The organism is Solemya velesiana gill symbiont, from assembly GCF_002020805.1.
Lineage (GTDB): Bacteria > Pseudomonadota > Gammaproteobacteria > Chromatiales > Chromatiaceae > Sedimenticola_A.
Map to the genome: position 1 here is coordinate 51371 of NZ_MPRJ01000001.1, position 16691 is coordinate 68061.

General features: G+C 57.9%; 16 protein-coding genes and 1 pseudogene. 10 read left to right on the plus strand and 7 right to left on the minus strand.

All coding sequences use genetic code 11. The features are described from left to right. Nucleotides 1-32 precede the first annotated feature (32 nt). Together BOW53_RS00235 and BOW53_RS00240 are read left to right on the plus strand one after the other, a co-directional pair. A complete protein-coding gene (locus tag BOW53_RS00235; RefSeq protein ID WP_078485523.1) occupies nucleotides 33-599 on the plus strand; it encodes a flavin reductase family protein in 567 nt (188 codons plus the stop codon). Between the two features lie 166 nt (nucleotides 600-765). Further along, a complete protein-coding gene (locus BOW53_RS00240) occupies nucleotides 766-2067 on the plus strand; it encodes a hypothetical protein (protein WP_078485524.1) in 1302 nt (433 codons plus the stop codon). Here BOW53_RS00240 and BOW53_RS13615 read toward each other — a convergent pair. After that, nucleotides 2061-2297 carry an ATP adenylyltransferase family protein gene (locus BOW53_RS13615; RefSeq protein WP_342748376.1) on the minus strand — a complete coding sequence of 79 codons (237 nt, stop codon included), beginning with the start codon at nucleotides 2295-2297 and terminating at the stop codon, nucleotides 2061-2063. The two genes, BOW53_RS00240 and BOW53_RS13615, sit on opposite strands and share 7 nt — an antisense overlap. Then, a complete protein-coding gene (locus BOW53_RS00245) occupies nucleotides 2237-2845 on the minus strand; it encodes an ATP adenylyltransferase family protein (RefSeq protein WP_425442873.1) in 609 nt (202 codons plus the stop codon). Before BOW53_RS00245 ends, BOW53_RS13615 begins: the two co-directional genes overlap by 61 nt. Before the next feature lie 257 nt (nucleotides 2846-3102). On the opposite strand from BOW53_RS00245, the gene BOW53_RS00250 reads away from it, so the two are divergent. Continuing rightward, nucleotides 3103-3714 (plus strand): DsbA family protein, encoded by a 612-nt coding sequence (locus BOW53_RS00250; protein ID WP_078485525.1) that lies wholly within the window; start codon nucleotides 3103-3105, stop codon nucleotides 3712-3714. Here BOW53_RS00250 and BOW53_RS00255 read toward each other — a convergent pair whose 3' ends face one another. The 5 genes from BOW53_RS00255 to BOW53_RS00275 form a co-directional block, all read right to left on the minus strand. After that, nucleotides 3715-4380 carry an endonuclease I family protein gene (locus BOW53_RS00255; RefSeq protein ID WP_078485526.1) on the minus strand — a complete coding sequence of 222 codons (666 nt, stop codon included), beginning with the start codon at nucleotides 4378-4380 and terminating at the stop codon, nucleotides 3715-3717. Beyond that, nucleotides 4370-4600 (minus strand): Rho-binding antiterminator, encoded by a 231-nt coding sequence (locus BOW53_RS00260; RefSeq protein ID WP_078485527.1) that lies wholly within the window; start codon nucleotides 4598-4600, stop codon nucleotides 4370-4372. The genes BOW53_RS00255 and BOW53_RS00260 overlap by 11 nt, the downstream gene beginning before the upstream one ends. 101 nt (nucleotides 4601-4701) lie before the next feature. Beyond that, nucleotides 4702-5130 carry a CBS domain-containing protein gene (locus tag BOW53_RS00265; protein WP_078485528.1) on the minus strand — a complete coding sequence of 143 codons (429 nt, stop codon included), beginning with the start codon at nucleotides 5128-5130 and terminating at the stop codon, nucleotides 4702-4704. A gap of 198 nt (nucleotides 5131-5328) precedes the next feature. After that, on the minus strand, nucleotides 5329-5751 hold the full coding sequence (locus BOW53_RS00270) for a hypothetical protein (protein ID WP_078485529.1): 423 nt from the start codon (nucleotides 5749-5751) through the stop codon (nucleotides 5329-5331). A 69-nt stretch (nucleotides 5752-5820) separates the two neighbouring features. Further along, nucleotides 5821-6678 (minus strand): isocitrate lyase/PEP mutase family protein, encoded by an 858-nt coding sequence (locus BOW53_RS00275; protein WP_078485530.1) that lies wholly within the window; start codon nucleotides 6676-6678, stop codon nucleotides 5821-5823. Between the two features lie 397 nt (nucleotides 6679-7075). Here BOW53_RS00275 and BOW53_RS00280 point away from each other — a divergent pair, with 397 nt between their 5' ends. The 7 genes and pseudogenes from BOW53_RS00280 to BOW53_RS00310 form a co-directional block, all read left to right on the plus strand. Continuing rightward, nucleotides 7076-8971: a propionyl-CoA synthetase gene (locus BOW53_RS00280; RefSeq protein ID WP_078485561.1), complete on the plus strand. Its 1896-nt coding sequence runs from the start codon at nucleotides 7076-7078 to the stop codon at nucleotides 8969-8971. A gap of 129 nt (nucleotides 8972-9100) precedes the next feature. Next, a complete protein-coding gene (scpA, locus tag BOW53_RS00285) occupies nucleotides 9101-11254 on the plus strand; it encodes a methylmalonyl-CoA mutase (protein WP_078485531.1) in 2154 nt (717 codons plus the stop codon). Nucleotides 11255-11376: 122 nt separating this feature from the next. Then, a complete protein-coding gene (locus BOW53_RS00290; protein WP_078485532.1) occupies nucleotides 11377-12909 on the plus strand; it encodes an acyl-CoA carboxylase subunit beta in 1533 nt (510 codons plus the stop codon). An 18-nt stretch (nucleotides 12910-12927) separates the two neighbouring features. Continuing rightward, nucleotides 12928-14913: an acetyl-CoA carboxylase biotin carboxylase subunit gene (locus BOW53_RS00295; protein ID WP_078485533.1), complete on the plus strand. Its 1986-nt coding sequence runs from the start codon at nucleotides 12928-12930 to the stop codon at nucleotides 14911-14913. Then, nucleotides 14910-15899: a methylmalonyl Co-A mutase-associated GTPase MeaB gene (gene meaB, locus BOW53_RS00300; protein ID WP_078485534.1), complete on the plus strand. Its 990-nt coding sequence runs from the start codon at nucleotides 14910-14912 to the stop codon at nucleotides 15897-15899. Before BOW53_RS00295 ends, meaB begins: the two co-directional genes overlap by 4 nt. 92 nt (nucleotides 15900-15991) lie before the next feature. Then, nucleotides 15992-16390: a methylmalonyl-CoA epimerase gene (mce, locus tag BOW53_RS00305; protein ID WP_078485535.1), complete on the plus strand. Its 399-nt coding sequence runs from the start codon at nucleotides 15992-15994 to the stop codon at nucleotides 16388-16390. A gap of 42 nt (nucleotides 16391-16432) precedes the next feature. Continuing rightward, nucleotides 16433-16660: pseudogene (locus BOW53_RS00310) on the plus strand (carbonic anhydrase); the annotation flags it as partial. Between the last annotated feature and the right edge of the window lie 31 nt (nucleotides 16661-16691).

Genomic DNA, 16691 nt, shown 5'->3' on the forward strand with positions numbered 1-16691 from the left:
CTGAATTCACGGCAAACCAGGTCTAGTTCACGATGACCCAGGCGCTGATTCCCCGCCCTATTGCCTGGGTGTTGACGCAGAATGCCGACGGCAGCAAGAACCTGGCGCCTTTCTCCTACTTCAGTGCAGTCAGTAGTGAGCCACCGCTGATCATGCTCTCCATCGGCAGAAGGTCTGACGGGGCGCCAAAGGACACTGCTGCAAATATCGAGGCGCGAAAACATTTCGTAGTGCATATCCCGCACCGGGATGTGATGGGTGCGGTGAACGAAAGTGCTGCCAGCCTGCCTGCAGGAGAGTCCGAGGTGGAGGCGCTGGGTTTGGAGCTGGCAGAATTTCCAGGTGCTGAACTGCCTCGTCTTGCACAGTGCCGCCTGGCCATGGCTTGTGAGCTCCATGAGATCCAGCAGATCGGCGCTTCGCCCCAGTCGTTGATTTTCGGGCAGGTAAGGCAGTTGTATCTGGATGATGGGATTGTCAGCCAGGGTGATGGCGGGAGATTGAAAATACATGCCGATCGGCTCGACCCGGTCGGCAGGTTGGGGGCGGGTGAATACATGGGTATGGGTGAGATCATCGAACTGGCCAGGCCAAAATAGTGAGTGTTGGGCATTGGTCGATTAAAATTTGCTGATTGGACTAAACTTTTGGTATTGATGTAGCTCTATCGGGCCACCTGGTGGTGTCACCACGGGTGAAATCCCAATGGCAAGGCATTGCCATTGTCGTTTGGGTTTGCGAAAGGAATAAGAAAAGGGGCAAGCAGTGAAGTTAAAGACGCTGATTCTGGTGCCTGTTATCGGTGCGGCGTTGGCCAATGGAGGGCTCAAGGCCTACATCCATTACAAGGTCACATCGGAGCTTGATAATGCCATTACCATGGCTGCGCCGTTTGCGCACATCAGCTATGGCGGCCTCAGTACCGACCTTGGCGGCAAGCTGACCATTAAACAGATAGCCATTACGCCTCTTGCAACCGGCCTGGAGGTGCGGGTGGAGGCGGTTGAAGTTCAGGGCGATGGCATAGGATTTCTGCTGGACCTCTCCCAGGGGTTGGGTAAAGGCGAACCGCCGGAGAAGCTTTCCGCAAATATCTGGGGTGCCGAGATTCCCGTGACGGGCGATCTGATGGATATCGGTCCAACTTTCAACTTCGGCCCGGGAACCCAGGACAAGGCTGCGCCAGAGCCCTGTAGCCTTGGTGGTGTGCTGCAGCACGCGGGGCTGTTCGACATCGGCTACAGCACCCTGGTGGCGGACTCAGGTATCGGTTTTGAATATGACAAGGATGCAGGCGATGTCGCGCTTATGTTCGACTACCAGATCGAAGGTATCGAATCCCTTGCCATGGATGTGAGTATGAGCGGCGTAAGTTCTCCCGGTATGGTTGTCATGGGGGCAATGCCGACCTTCCAGAACTTCGAGATAGCCTACCGGATCGAGCCTGATTACATGAAGAAGATGGTCAGTCACTGCGCCCAGAAGGCTGGCCAGTCATCCCAGGAGTTCATCAATACGCTTTTCAGTCAGTCCGACTCCTACTATGCACAGACCCTTGGGATTATTCCGGGCCAGGGGCTACGGACCTTGTTTAAGGAGTTGGTTACCAAGGCTGGAGATGTGCACATACGCGCCAAGCCTTCCAGTAATTTCAATCCTTCCATGATGCCGGCGTTCAGACCGCAGGATATGATTGCAATGCTTGGGATTGAGCTGAGTGTCAACAACCGGCTGATCACGGACCTGAGTTTCACCATGCCGACAAGTGCGGACCTGATGGCTTCCCTGCAAGAGGATAGTGCTGATGCCGGTGGGGCAGAGGAGCCGCCCAAGCCAGTACTGCGCTGGCGTTATGTGGAGGTGAAGCGGTCTGAACTTGGTAGCTACCTCGGGCGCAAGGCGCGCATTTATACCAGCAGTGGCCAGGAAGCCAGGCCCAAGGAGGGGGTTATCGACTCACTCAGGAAGAATAAGTTGAGCATCCAGCAAAGGTTGCATGGTGGTGAGTTCATGGTTCATATACCGCTCGGCACCGTGGTCAAGGCAGAGGTGATGATACCTCAATAATCGGTGGTCATGGCCACGTTCCTGAGCAGTGCCATCGGGCCTTCGGTTCGTATGCTGGTAATCTGTTCCTTCTCCTTGACGAACAGTGAACCGGCAAAGCCCAGGGCGTTGATGAATACTCCCCTGTGAAATTCGTGGCTGCGAGGGACCAGCAGCATCCACTCCCTTGTCAGTAGCAGGTTGTAGGGCTTCGACTGCAGCAGTCGTTCCCCGCCTGGAATCCCCGGCATGCCAAGTGCTTCGAGCAGTTTCTGAAACCAGCCGTTGATCCGGGGGGGGCGTCGCCGGCGGTCACCGGTTCGTCAAAACGAACAAAGCCATTGCTGAACGGCAGTTCGGGGATTCGCGTGACCTGCTCCCTTGTGGTGACGCTATCCAGTAGCGGTTGAGTCGGAAGTTCGGCAGCCCCTTCAGAAAGCGGGAGGGGTACCAGTTGCAGATGTTTATGCCGCTGGCTGGCGCCGGCAACTTCGCCGCCATTGTAGAAACCGAGACTGGGAAATTCGGTTAAGCAGCAGCACAGGGCTTCGAAGTCGGTTTCATTCAGTAATGAGTCCTGGGGTTCGAACGTCCGTGTGACGATCAATAGATGGTTGTCGATGACATTGAGCTTGTTGAGAACACCAAGGTGGGTGGGTGTGATTTCGCCTACGGTAAGCTCGGGCTCCGGGGGCAGGAGCGGATTCTCCTGGCGGGCGGCGCCTTCAGTTTTTGCTTCGGCTTTTCGTTGCAGGCTCGAGACCCATCGAACATGAAACCGGATGTTGTCTTGCGCTATGACAGTCTATTCGGTTTGTATTGGCTGCAGGGCGCCGCACGCGAGGGCACGCATCGTGGTCTCGGCAATGCGTTGCCAGAGCGTGCCGGGTTGGATAGGCGTTACGGCTTGGTTCATTGCCTATTTTTACCCTGTATTTTTCGGTAGTGAAAGTTTTCGGGTGATTCCGGATGATAGGTTGTTATGCTGGCATGGGTTTCATCGCAATGTTGGTGATGGCATTTGATGCGAGAGCTGTTTTTTAACAGAGGATTACTATGACCAGGGTGCTCTATTTCGTCCACGATCCCATGTGCTCCTGGTGCTGGGCATTTCGCCCGGTATGGGATGCCGTGGTGCGCGGGCTGCCCGAGGATGTGGAAGTCAGGCGATTGCTGGGCGGCCTTGCTCCCGACAGCGACGAACCCATGCCCCGGGAGATGCGGCAGAAGTTGCAGGGTATATGGCGTGTGATCCGGCAGAAGGTGCCGGGTACCGAGTTCAATTTCGATTTCTGGGAAAAGTGCCGGCCCAGGCGGTCGACCTTTCCTGCCTGCCGGGCGGTTATTGCGGCGCGGTGGCAGGGGGTGGAATACAAGGAGTCGATGATATTTGCTATCCAGCGGGCCTATTATCTAGAGGCACGAAATCCATCAGACAGTGATACCCTGGTTTCATTGGCGGGGAAATTGGGGATGGACGCGGATCGTTTTTCACGCGACCTGGCGTTCACCGCGGCTCGTGATGAGTTGGCTGACGAGATCTACCGGTGCAGGTCCATGGGGGTAATGAGCTTTCCTTCACTGGTGCTCGAGTCAGGGGGCACTCGCAGGCTTCTTCAGCACAATTACCTTGATGCGGAGCTGATCCTTTCCCAAATAGCGGGCTGATTAGAATGCCAGCTTTTCTGCTGCATCCGGGGCATCGATAAACCGGTTGCGGGTTCCCTGGATTTTTTCAATCCGTTCATTTCTGCGTTGTTCCTCCCGGTCCGGCGGATCCTCCAGGTTCCACCTTTTCAGTAATTTCCCCTGGCGTTTAAAGATCTTCAATCCATAGGTTTCATGCATGTAGAACATGGCGCGGGCGATGTTCCCGCGGCTTGCGGGTCGAGGTTCGACGCGGCGTTTTCGTTCGTTCACTTCAAAGTCGCAAGGCCCGAAGCGACGGCGCTCACCGTCGACCATTCCATAGGGCATGGCCCCCCTGGCCTCGTTGATGTGGCTGCGGGATGGATAGAGATTATGCAGGTCGGCTTCGATTCGGTTGAAGCGGGAACTCGAGCGACGACACTGCTTGCGGCTGCTGCAGCCTTCGGCTTTCATTGCCCAGGCCATGGGGAAGACGTGCTCGATGTTGATGCCCTTGCCTTTGTTCGCGCCGAATTTTCTCCCGCAGTAGAGTGTTTCTCCGCCCCTCGCATAAACCTCGCCCCAGAAATAGGGGAAGACTTCCATGTATTCCTTGAGCCGGGTCTGTCCCTTCTCGGCGTTGCATGAAGTGGTTGTTACAGCGATGAGTATTGCCAGCAGGCGGTTGCGTGTTTTACTGGTCAATCTCTGAGATCTCCGTGATGTTGTCCAGGCGCAATTCGGTTTCGCCTTCAGGGCATTGCAGGACCAGGTGCTCTACGCCATTACGGGCTGTGATATCGATGATGATGCCAGCCTGGCTGTTCCCGGTTTCTGCAAGGGTTACCCTTACCGGCGTGCGGTGCATGGCCAGCAGTTCGTATTGACTGTGCAGGGCGCAGGGGATGGGTTTGTAATCGGTCATTGGTTCAAACTTGCGCTATTGTGCCAACATCATAATGCAAGGACGTGAGATTGGTAGGGGCAGGCGCTTCCCTGCGGCCTGCCTGGAGGCGTGGTGGTTTGTCAGGTGTTGATGTAGTCCCGAAGGTATTTCACCTCGACGGTGACGTCTTTCAGTTTTGCCTTCACCAGGTCGCCAATGGAGATGACGCCGACGGTTTTTCCGCCTTCGAGGATCGGCAGGTGGCGAAAGCGGTGCTCGGTCATCAGGGACATCGCTTCATCGATGGAGCAGTCCGTAGTGCCGACGATCAGATCGCGGGTCAGTGCCTCGTCGATTCCAACGCCGTCGAGTCTCCCGTTGTGCTTGCTGCAAAGTTGGAGTACGCCCCTCTCGGTCGCAATGTCCAGCAACTCGCCGTCATCGGATTCAACCAGCAGCGCGCCAACCCTGTGTCTGCACATGGTGTCGATGGCCTCCAGTGCGGTGACCGAGGCCTTGATTGTAATAATGCCGGTGGATTTGCGCTCCAGAATGTCGTTTAGCGTCATAAGCTCCTCCTGCGTAGTAATTACCTTGTGTAAGAGTCAAGTATAGGAGGATTTTGGGAATGGATTATTAAAATTAATAAAGTCCAGTCAATTCAGTTGCTTATTCGGCTCCGGAGGCTCAGGGTCGCCGGGGTCGGTATGCCTAGTGTCAGAATATATCGCTGAGGATATCCAGGATTAATCCTGTGGCCTCCTCGATCAGCAGAACGTCGTTGTCCACCACCACGCGCTTCTGCCCGGGTGTGTTGTTTCCGGAAGCATGCTTTCCAGGCTGGCAGGCAGGTCGCGTTTTTCAAGGCCGGGTGGGAGGCGGCCCTTCTCTTTCAGTTGCCTGGCCAGGCCCGGGGGCAGCTTTTCACGCTTGGCCAGTCCCGGCGGTAGACCTTTCTGCTTTTTGCCCTTGGATTTCTTGTGCTTCTTGCCTTTCCCGTTGTCGTCATCTTCATCTCGGGACTTTTCGTAGCGCTCTTTGTAGTAATCGCGGATTACCTGTTTCGCCATTTCCGAGAAAACAGCGCCGAGGACATCATCTGCCTGGGAAGCGCCGGTAGTACCCGGGAGTAAGCCGCAGATAAGCGTGATGCTGGCAAGGAGCAGTGAGGTAATGTTGAGGTGTTTCATGCTGATGCCTTTTGTTGAAGCAATCTAACGATAATAGATGATTCGCTGAACTGTAACATGTGAACTGGATCAAATATCGTATCTCTTCAGTTCTTCATCGTACGCATTGAAGCCGACAAGTGCTCTCAGTTCTGAAAACTCCAGCATCCTGTCAGGTGTTTTGCCTCTCTTCAGCGCATCCAGTGCGGATAGCATTGCGGTAGCGGCGCTGCTGATCAGGGTCAGCGGATAAGCAGCGATCTTGTAGCCGATGGATTCGAGTTCGGCAGGTGGCAGAACAGGCGTGTCGCCCTGTTCAACCATGTGTGCCATTTTGTACCCTGGGGTCTCGCGGCAGAAGCGCGCCATCTCGTCAACGGTTTGCGGGGCTTCAAGGAAGATGATGTCTGCGCCCAGGTCTGCAAAGGCCTGGCATCTCCAGAGCGCCTCCTCCATGCCGTGTTCGTGTCGTGCGTCGGTTCGGGCCATGATCATGACGTCGCTGCCCGCTTCCTTCTGTGCAACCGCAGCCTTGATGCGATTGGTCGCCTCACGGCGGTCAACGACCCGTTTGCCCCGTGTGTGACCACAGCGCTTGGGCGCTTCCTGGTCCTCGATCATGATGCAGGCAAAACCTGCCTCGGCGTAGCTCTTTACGGTACAGCGCACGTTCATCGGGTTACCGTATCCGGTATCCCCGTCGCCGATGACCGGGATCTCCACGGCGCTGCAGATGTTGCGACCCTGGTCCACCATTTCGCCGGCTGAGATCAAGCCGGTGTCAGGAAGTCCGAGTCGGGCGGCGGAAACGGCGAAGCCGCTCATGAAGGTGAGGGGGAAGCCGGCCTGCTCGATCAGCTTTGCGCTGAATGCGTCAAAGCAGCAGGGCATGGTGATGATGCCGGGTTGTTCGAGGAGTGTGTGTAGCTGGCTGGTCACGTTCGGCATGTATCGCTGTTCCATTCTTGGGTATTGGGAGACAGGGATTATCGCCGGATTGTCTGTGGATGTAATGCCTCGTGGCAAAGCGAATGGGTCGCTTTATTGATCTGGATTATCAAAGGGGTTTTTAAAAGGAACTATATTTCTTCGTATGTCAGTAAAAAATCGGGCTCGCTTTATTTGCATGTGCCTCCGTTGTATGCAAATAAATTAGCAAATAACGGGGTATACCATACAGGAATGATGAAAACCATAAAAAATCTATAAAACTAAGCAGTTAGGGAGAAAAAATTACTTTACGTAAACGTGACAATGGAGTAAAAAAGTAAACTACTTTGCAGCTTGGTGTGAAGGTGTCATGTGTCATGCCCTGTATCCAACCACCAGCGTGGAAGATAAAACAATGAGCTACGAAGAGATCTATGCGCGTTCAATGGGGGATCCCGAAGGCTTCTGGGGAGAGGCTGCAGCGGATATCGACTGGGTCAAGCCCTGGGACAAGGTTCTGGATGATTCCAACAAGCCCTTTTACCGATGGTTTTCAGGTGGTGAGCTCAACACCTGTTACAACGCGCTGGATCGACACGCCGATGGTGGCCGGGGTGATCAGCCCGCACTGATCCATGACAGCCCGGTAACTGATTCCAAGACTACGTATACATACAGCGAACTGCGCGATGCGGTTGCAAAGTTCGCCGGCGTGCTAAAGGCCCAGGGCGTGGATAAAGGCGATCGGGTCATCGTCTATATGCCCATGATTCCCGAAGCGGCCATTGCCATGTTGGCCTGCGCCCGAATCGGGGCTGTCTACTCGGTGGTCTTCGGCGGCTTTGCTGCCAAGGAGTTGGCGACCCGTATCGACGATGCCAAGCCCAAGGTGATCGTCTCCGCTTCGTGCGGCATCGAAGGTGCAAGGGTCATCGGGTACAAGCCACTGTTGGACCAGGCCATCGAGCTTTCTGCCCATAAGCCGGATCATACGGTTATCTTCCAGCGCCCCCAGGCGGTTGCCGCCATGCAGGAGGGGCGTGACGTGGACTGGGTGGAAGCTGCAGCAGCGGCTGAGCCCGCAGATTGCGTGCCCGTGGCCGCCACCGATCCGCTCTATATTCTCTACACCTCCGGCACTACCGGCATCCCGAAGGGAGTGGTACGCGACAACGGCGGCCACGCGGTGGCGATGAAGTGGAGTATGAGGAACATCTATAACGTCGATCCGGGGGATGTCTACTGGGCGGCATCGGATGTGGGCTGGGTCGTTGGTCACTCCTATATCGTCTATGCGCCGCTGCTCCATGGCTGCACCACCATCATGTTCGAAGGCAAGCCGGTGGGTACCCCCGACCCGGGTGCCTTCTGGCGCGTCATATCCGAGAACAATGTCCGGGTGATGTTCACTGCGCCTACTGCGTTCCGTGCCATCAAGCGTGAAGATCCGGAAGCGGAATACCTGCAGAAGTACGGCATGTCGAAGTTCGAATCACTGTTCCTGGCAGGTGAGCGCTGTGACCCTGATACCCTCGAGTGGGCGCAGACCAAGCTACAGGTGCCTGTGATCGATCACTGGTGGCAGACCGAGACCGGCTGGGGCATCGCCGCCAACTGCCTGGGTATCGAGCAGTTGCCGGTGAAGGCGGGCTCTCCCACCTGTGCCGTACCCGGCTACGACGTACAGATCCTGGACGAAAACGGCAACCAGGAGCAGGCCGGGGAGATCGGCCGTATCATGATCAAGCTGCCCATGCCTCCCGGTTGTCTGCCTACCCTGTGGCAGAACGACGAGCGCTACGTCGAGTCCTACCTGAGCGCACAGGAGGGCTACTACCTCACCGGTGATGCCGGCTACAAGGATGAGGACGGTTACCTGTGGATCATGAGTCGTATCGACGACATCATCAACGTGGCCGGACACCGCCTCTCTACCGGCGGTATGGAGGAGGTGCTCTCCTCCCATCCAGACGTGGCCGAGTGTGCCGTTATCGGTGCTGCGGACCAGCTCAAGGGTGAACTGCCCGTTGGCCTGGTTGTGCTCAAGGCCGGTGTCGACCGGGATCACGAGGAGATTATCGCCGAACTGGTTGCCCTGGTGCGTCAGAAAATCGGTCCTGTGGCGGCGTTCAAGAAGGTGACCGTGGTGGACCGTTTGCCAAAGACCCGTTCCGGCAAGATCCTGCGCGGCACCATGAAGAAGATCGCCGACGGTCAGGAGTACAAGATGCCGGCAACCATCGATGATCCGGCCATCCTGGACGAGATCATCGAGGCGCTGATACGCATCGGTTACGCACAGAAATCCTGAGTCGATACCCCGGGGCGCAAAGACGCGGAGCGGGCAGTGAACTGAATAGCTGCCCACTCCGCGGCACCCTCGCTCTCTCTTCGCCATGGAAATCGAGAGTAATCAAACCACCATCTACCTGGAAACACTATGGCCGATTCGCCTAAACCGACCATCGATGACTGGAACTCGCTTGCGGAGAAGGAGCTACGGGGGCGTCCGCTGGACGAGCTGACCTGGAAGACCCCCGAGGGGATCGACGTCAAGCCGCTCTATACGGCTGACGATCTTGCTTCCGTGGCCCATACCGACAGCCTGCCCGGTTTCGCTCCCTTCGTGCGTGGCCCCCGCGCCACCATGTATGCAGGGCGTCCATGGACCGTGCGCCAGTATGCCGGTTTCTCTACCGCTGAGGAGTCCAATGCATTCTACAGGCGTAATTTGGCCGCAGGTCAGCAGGGCCTTTCGGTGGCTTTCGACCTGGCGACCCACAGGGGGTACGACTCCGACCATGAACGCGTGGTAGGCGACGTGGGCAAGGCAGGTGTGGCCATTGATTCGGTAGAGGATATGGAGATCCTCTTCGACGGCATTCCCCTGGACAAAGTGTCGGTCTCCATGACCATGAACGGAGCGGTGCTGCCGGTGATGGCTAACTACATCGTTGCTGCTGAAGAGCAGGGGGTCGCCCCGGAGCAACTGGCCGGCACCCTGCAGAATGACATCCTCAAGGAGTTCATGGTCCGTAACACCTATATCTATCCGCCGGCGCCCTCCATGCGGATCGTTGCCGACATTATTGGCTATACCGCGGAGAAGATGCCCAAGTTCAACACCATCTCCATTTCCGGCTACCACATGCAGGAAGCGGGGGCGACCAACGTTCAGGAGTTGGCATTCACTATTGCAGACGGCCTGGAGTATGTGCGTGCTGCCATCGACAAGGGACTGGACGTGGACAGGTTTGCGCCCCGCCTCTCGTTCTTTTTCGCCATTGGTATGAACTTCTTCATGGAGGTGGCAAAGCTGCGAGCTGCGCGGCTGTTGTGGGCAGAGCTGATGGAAGAGCATTTCCAGCCAAGGGACCCGCGCTCCAAGATGCTGCGCACCCACTGCCAGACCTCCGGCGTGAGCCTTACCGCAAAGGATCCCTACAACAACGTGATGCGTACCGCTATCGAGGCGATGGCCGCGGTGCTGGGCGGTACCCAGTCCCTGCATACCAATTCGTTTGACGAGGCACTGGCTCTGCCCACGGATTTTTCTGCCCGCATAGCCCGCAATACCCAGCTGGTGATCCAGGAGGAGACCGGCATCACCAAGGTGGTCGATCCCCTTGCGGGCTCCTACTATGTAGAGAGTCTGACCGATTCGCTTGTCGCCGAGGCACGCAAGCTGATCGGTGAGGTGGAGGCCCTGGGCGGCATGACCAAGGCCGTGGAGTCGGGTATGCCCAAGCTGCGGATCGAAGAGGCGGCTGCCCTGCGCCAGGCTCGGATCGACCGCGGCGAGGAGGTGATCGTCGGCGTCAACAAGTACCAGCTCGAGGAGGAACCCGAGGTCGAGGTGCTGGATATCGATAACACCGCGGTTCGCGAGGCCCAGGTGGCCTGCCTTGAAGAGGTGCGTGCAACACGTGACGACAGTGCGTGCCAGCATGCACTGGATGCGTTGACCCGGGCGGCTGAAGATGGCAGCAGCAACTTGCTGGCACTGGCAGTTGATGCGGCACGGGCACGGGCACGGGCCACCGTGGGAGAGATCTCCAATGCACTGGAGAAGGTCTACGGGCGGCACAAGGCGGTGACCCGCTCGGTGGCGGGGGTTTACGGTTCTGCCTATGAGGGTGACGAGATGTTCGAAGGCATCAAGCAACAGATAGATGAATTCGCACGGGAAGAGGGAAGGCGTCCCCGCATGCTGGTGGTCAAGATGGGCCAGGACGGTCATGACCGGGGTGCCAAGGTGATCGTCACCGCCTACGCCGACCTGGGCTTTGATGTAGATATCGGGCCCATGTTCCAGACCCCGGAAGAGGCTGCGCGGCAGGCGGCGGAGAACGACGTCCACGTGATCGGCGTCTCCTCCCTGGCGGCAGGGCACAAGACCCTGGTGCCGCAGTTGATCGCTGCCCTCAAGGCGGAGGGTGCGGAAGATATCCTGGTGGTCTGCGGTGGCGTTATTCCGCCCAAGGATTACCAGGTGCTGTTGGATGAGGGTGTGGCCGCTGTCTATGGGCCTGGCACCAACATCACTGAAGCGGCGTCGGAGATGATTGCGCTGATCAAGAAGCAGCGTGGCTGATTATTAATGGGAAGCGGTAGGAGCGAACTTGTTCGCGAAATGGCGCATTGTAGTCACTGCCGATCGCGAACAAGTTCGCTCCTACTGAGACTGGACACAAAACCAATACTTGGTGAATAACTATGCAAGAGATCATTCGCAAGCTTGAAGAGAAGCGCCAGGCGGCCCGCATCGGCAGTGGCCAGGGGCGTATCGACAAGCAGCATGCCAAGGGCAAGCTGACGGCCCGGGAGCGTATCGAACTGTTTCTGGATCCCGGAACCTTTGAAGAGTGGGACATGTTCGTGGAGCATCGCTGCACCGACTTCGGCATGCAGGACCACAAGGTGCCAAGCGACGGCGTTGTGACAGGCTACGGCACGGTCAGTGGCCGGTTGGTGTTCGTCTTCAGCCAGGATTTCACGGTGTTCGGCGGCTCTCTCTCCATGGCCCACGCCGAGAAGATCTGCAAGGTGATGGACCACGCCATGAAGGTGGGTGCGCCAGTGATCGGGCTGAACGATTCGGGTGGTGCGCGCATCCAGGAAGGTGTCGAGTCCCTGGCCGGCTATGCCGACGTTTTTCAGCGCAATGTACTCGCTTCCGGCGTGGTGCCACAGATCTCCATGATCATGGGGCCCTGTGCCGGTGGCGCGGTCTACTCACCCTCCATGACCGACTTCATCTTCATGGTCAAGGATACCTCCTACATGTTCGTGACCGGTCCCGACGTGGTGAAGACGGTGATCCATGAAGAGGTGACCGCCGAGGAACTGGGTGGTGCCATGACCCACGCCAGCAAATCAGGTGTGGCGGATCTCGCCTTCGAGAACGACGTGGAGGTGCTGTTGATGCTTCGCCGCTTCGTCAATTTCCTGCCTGCAAGCAACAAGGACAAGCCCCCGGTCTGGCCGACGGACGATCCTGCGGACCGCAAGATCCCCTCGCTGGATACCCTGGTGCCCGCGGACCCCAACAAGCCCTATGACATGAAGGAACTGATCTACAAGATCGTAGACGACAACGACTTCTTTGAGCTCCAGGCCGACTATGCGGCAAACATCATCACCGGTTTCGACCGAATGGAGGGCTCCACGGTGGGCATCGTTGCCAACCAGCCGATGGTGCTGGCGGGCTGTCTCGATATCGATTCCTCCAAGAAAGCGGCGCGTTTCGTGCGCTTCTGTGACGCTTTCAACATCCCGGCGGTGACCCTGGTGGACGTTCCCGGCTTCCTGCCCGGTACCTCCCAGGAGTATGGCGGCATCATCAAGCACGGTGCCAAGCTGCTCTACGCCTATGCCGAGGCGACGGTGCCCAAGGTGACGGTGATTACCCGCAAGGCCTACGGCGGTGCCTATGACGTGATGTCATCCAAGCACCTGCGTGGCGACGTCAACCTGGCCTGGCCCACGGCCGAGATCGCCGTGATGGGACCGAAAGGGGCGGTGGAGATCATCTTCCGCCAGGACTTGGGCGACCAGGAAAAGATCGACCAGCGCACCGAGGAGTACCGCGAGAAATTCGCCAACCCCTTCGTGGCGGGTAGTCGTGGCTTCATCGATGACGTGATCATGCCCCACAGCACACGCAAGCGGATCTGCCGCTCCCTGGCTATGCTGGCGGACAAGGATCTGGAGAACCCCTGGCGCAAACACGGCAACATTCCGCTGTAAAGAACACAAGGCTTGAAAATGTTTGAAAAGATTCTGATAGCGAACCGCGGCGAGATTGCCTGCCGGGTTATGAAAAGCGCACGCAAGATGGGCATCAAGACCGTGGCGGTCTACTCCGATGCGGACAAGGATGCACTGCATGTGCACATGGCCGACGAGGCGGTTCATATCGGTGCGGCACCCTCTGCCGAGAGTTACCTGGTGATGGAGCGTATTATCCAGGCGTGCAAGGAGACCGGTGCGCAGGCGGTGCATCCCGGCTACGGCTTTCTCTCAGAGAACGCCGCCTTCTGCGAAGCCCTGGAGAAAGAGGGCATCGCCTTCATCGGTCCGGCACTCTACGCCATCACCAGCATGGGCGACAAGATCACCTCCAAGAAACTGGCGGGTGAGGCCGGGGTCAACATCATTCCCGGTTACACCGAGGTGATCAAGGATGCCGACGAGGCGGTCAAGATTTCCGACGAGATCGGCTACCCGGTGATGCTGAAAGCATCCGCTGGGGGTGGCGGCAAGGGTATGCGCGTGGCCTGGAACGCCGAAGAGGCCCGTGACGGTTTCGAGCGTGCAACCAACGAGGCCCGGTCAAGCTTTGGCGATGACCGGATATTCATCGAGAAGTTCATCGAGGAGCCCCGTCACATCGAGATTCAGGTGATGGCCGATACCCACGGCAATGTCATCTACCTCAACGAGCGCGAGTGCTCCATTCAGCGCCGTCACCAGAAGGTGATCGAAGAGGCTCCTTCGCCCTTCCTGGACGAGGCGACCCGCAAGGCGATGGGCGAGCAGGCCGTGGCCCTGTCCAGGGCGGTTCAGTACCGCTCGGCTGGCACCGTTGAGTTCATCGTCGATGCCCATCGCAACTTCTACTTTCTGGAGATGAACACACGCCTGCAGGTGGAGCACCCCATCACCGAGAAGATTACCGGCCAGGACCTGGTGGAACTGATGATCAAGGTGGCGGCGGGCGAGAAGCTCTCCCTGGGGCAGGACGATGTGCAGCTCAACGGCTGGGCCATCGAGTCCCGGGTCTATGCCGAGGATCCCTTTCGCAACTTTCTGCCTTCCATCGGCAGGCTGGTGCACTACCAGCCACCGGAGGAGATCGACAACGTGCGCGTGGATACCGGTGTCTATGAAGGTGGCGAGGTCTCCATGTACTACGATCCCATGATCGCCAAGCTGGTGACCTATGGTGCGGATCGTGACGAAGCGATTGCCCGCATGCAGGTAGCCCTGGACGAGTATTACATCCGCGGCGTGCAGCATAACATCAGCTTCCTCAATGCACTGATGGCACATCCCCGTTTCCAGGAGGGGAGACTCACCACCAACTTCATTGCAGAGGAGTATCCTGAAGGCTTCAACGCCGAGATGGTGCCCCAGGAGGATCCCGCCAAACCCATCGTGGTGGCGGCCATGATTCATCGCAACTACATGGACCGCGCTGCCTGCATGAGCGGGCAGATGCGTGGCCACGAACGCAAGGTCAACGATGAGTGGGCAGTGATTATTGGCGGTAACGCACACCAGGTGGTGACCAAGCTGACCCAGAACGGCTACCACGTCGAGTACGACGGCAAGGCCTACTCGGTGATCACCGACTGGGCCCTGGGCCAGCCCTTGTTCGAGGGTACCATCAACGGAGAGCCCCTCTGTTTCCAGGTGGAGCGCAACGGCCTCTGGTACAGCCTGTTCCATCGCGGTGCCCGCACCGATGCCCAGGTGATGACCCCCCGTGCGGCCGAGCTGCATGCGTTGATGCCTGAAAAGGTGGCTCCCGATCTTTCCAAGTTCCTGCTCTCGCCCATGCCTGGGCTGCTGGTCAAGGTTTCGGTGGAAGCCGGCCAGGAGGTGAAGGCCGGAGAAGAGTTGGCGGTCATCGAGGCGATGAAGATGGAGAACGTGCTGCGGGCCGAGCAGGATGCCGTGGTTGTAAAGATAGCGGCGGAGCCGGGCGACAGCCTGATGGTGGACCAGGCAATTATCGAGTTTGAATGAGCGGTCAAATCGAGGAGCTGGCTGAACAGGTACTGGCGGGCAACCGCCGGGTACTCTCCCGTGCCATTACCCTGGTGGAGTCGACCCGGGGGGATCACCGGGAGCAGGCGACAGCGCTGTTGCAGCGGCTTTCTCCCCATGCCGGCAACTCTGTCCGCATAGGCATCTCCGGGGTGCCGGGGGTGGGTAAGTCCACTTTCATCGAGGCCCTCGGCATGCATATCCTGGGTAAGGGGCGCCGACTCGCGGTACTGGCGGTAGATCCCACCTCCGCACTGACCGGTGGCTCCATTCTCGGTGACAAGACGCGCATGGAGGAGCTGTCGCGGCAGCGCGGTGCCTTTATTCGCCCCTCCCCTGCGGGAAGCACCCTTGGTGGTGTGGCCCGCCGTACCCGGGAGACCATGCTGCTGTGCGAGGCGGCAGGGTTCGACGTGGTGATCGTGGAGACGGTTGGCGTGGGGCAGTCCAAGACCGCGGTGGCGGATATGACCGACATGTTCCTGCTACTGCTGCTGCCCGGGGGCGGCGATGACCTTCAGGGTATCAAGCGGGGCATCATGGAGCTGGCGGACCTGATTCTGGTGAACAAGGCGGATGGCGACATGGCGTCTGCCGCCAATCTCAGTGCGTCGGATTACCTGCATGCTCTCAAGCTGCTCCATCCCCGTACCCGCAACTGGAAGGTGCCGGTCAAGACCTGTTCGGCTTTGAAGGGACGGGGTATCCCGGAGGCCTGGGAACTCATCGGCGAGTATCGCAATACCCTGGGTGAGTCAGGTGAACTCGAAGAGCGCCGTGCAACCCAGGCCAAGGCCTGGATGTGGTCCGAGACGGCCGAGAACCTGGTTGCCGTTTTGCGTGACGATGACTGCCTGAAGCAGCGCATACCCAAACTGGAACGGGAGGTAATGGAGGGGCGCATCCCCGCTACCCTGGCCGCAGCAGAACTGCTTGAACTTTTTCTGAGTAAAAAATCTTCGTAGGAGCGAACTTGTTCGCGATCAGCAATGGATATGTTTGTAAGCCGTTCGCGAACAAGTCTGCTCCTACAAGCCCCCTAATCTGGAGTTACGAAATGATCGGAAAACTGAACCATGTTGCTATTGCGGTACCGGATCTCGAAGCGGGTACGGTCGTCTACCGGGATACCCTTGGTGCGAAAGTATCTGAGCCTCTCCCACTGCCTGAGCACGGGGTGACCACGGTTTTTGTGGCGTTGCCCAACACCAAGATCGAACTGCTGCATCCACTTGGCGAAGACTCTCCCATAGCGAAGTTTCTCGAGAAGAACCCCAGCGGCGGTATTCACCATGTCTGCTACGAGGTGGAGGATATCGAGGCGGCTGCAGCGAAGATGAAAGAGAGCGGTGCCCGTGCCCTGGGCGACATCAAGATCGGCGCTCACAACAAACCGGTGCTGTTTCTGCACCCCAAGGATTTCTGCGGCACCCTGGTAGAGCTAGAGCAGGCCTGATCGCTATCCGTGTCGGTTTAACATCATTAAGGCCGTAGACTTATGACAGCACTGGATAAACTGTTTGAAAACAATCTGCAGTGGGCAGGGCAAATCAAGCAGCGGGAGCCTCTGTTTTTTCAACGGCTCTCGGAACAGCAACGTCCCGAGTATCTCTGGATTGGCTGCTCTGACAGTCGTGTACCGGCCAACGAGATCGTGGGCCTGTTGCCCGGCGAGCTGTTTGTCCACCGCAACGTGGCCAACATGGTGGTGCGCACCGATCTCAATGTCAACTTCGACGCGCCTGATCAAGTGACCG